Source organism: Virgibacillus sp. M23, assembly GCF_034190895.1.
Lineage (GTDB): Bacteria > Bacillota > Bacilli > Bacillales > Amphibacillaceae > Virgibacillus > Virgibacillus salarius.
Window position 1 is genome coordinate 1 of record NZ_JAWDHA010000122.1, and the last position, 1,283, is coordinate 1,283.

The 1,283-nt window shown below is 54.0% G+C and carries 1 rRNA gene; it reads right to left on the reverse strand.

From position 1 onward, the window contains the following. Positions 1-1,240: ribosomal RNA gene (locus tag RVS70_RS21490) — 16S ribosomal RNA — on the reverse strand; the annotation flags it as partial. Positions 1,241-1,283: the final 43 nt, after the last annotated feature.

Genomic DNA, 1,283 nt, shown 5'->3' on the forward strand with positions numbered 1-1,283 from the left:
TCATAAGGGGCATGATGATTTGACGTCATCCCCACCTTCCTCCGGTTTGTCACCGGCAGTCACCTTAGAGTGCCCAACTAAATGCTGGCAACTAAGATCAAGGGTTGCGCTCGTTGCGGGACTTAACCCAACATCTCACGACACGAGCTGACGACAACCATGCACCACCTGTCACTCTGTCCCCGAAGGGAACATCCTATCTCTAGGATTGGCAGAGGATGTCAAGACCTGGTAAGGTTCTTCGCGTTGCTTCGAATTAAACCACATGCTCCACCGCTTGTGCGGGCCCCCGTCAATTCTTTTGAGTTTCAGCCTTGCGGCCGTACTCCCCAGGCGGAGTGCTTAATGCGTTAACTTCAGCACTAAGGGGCGGAAACCCCCTAACACCTAGCACTCATCGTTTACGGCGTGGACTACCAGGGTATCTAATCCTGTTCGCTCCCCACGCTTTCGCACCTCAGCGTCAGTTACAGACCAGAGAGTCGCCTTCGCCACTGGTGTTCCTCCACATCTCTACGCATTTCACCGCTACACGTGGAATTCCACTCTCCTCTTCTGTACTCAAGTCCTCCAGTTTCCAATGGCCCTCCACGGTTAAGCCGTGGGCTTTCACATCAGACTTAAAGGACCGCCTGCGCGCGCTTTACGCCCAATAATTCCGGACAACGCTTGCCCCCTACGTATTACCGCGGCTGCTGGCACGTAGTTAGCCGGGGCTTTCTGGTCAGGTACCGTCAAGGTGCCGCCCTATTTGAACGGCACTTGTTCTTCCCTGACAACAGAGTTTTACGATCCGAAAACCTTCATCACTCACGCGGCGTTGCTCCGTCAGACTTTCGTCCATTGCGGAAGATTCCCTACTGCTGCCTCCCGTAGGAGTCTGGGCCGTGTCTCAGTCCCAGTGTGGCCGATCACCCTCTCAGGTCGGCTACGCATCGTCGCCTTGGTAAGCCGTTACCTTACCAACTAGCTAATGCGCCGCGGGCCCATCTGTAAGTGACAGCTAAAAGCCGCCTTTCAACTTCTCGTTATGCAACGAAAAGTATTATCCGGTATTAGCCCCGGTTTCCCGGGGTTATCCCAATCTTACAGGCAGGTTGCCCACGTGTTACTCACCCGTCCGCCGCTCGTTCCACAGGCGTCACCTCCGAAGAGGATCTGCCTGCTTCCCGCGCTCGACTTGCATGTATTAGGCACGCCGCCAGCGTTCGTCCTGAGCCAAGATCAAACTCTCCAAAAAAGTTTGTTCATAATTAACACCGTTAATTATGATGTCTTAGCTT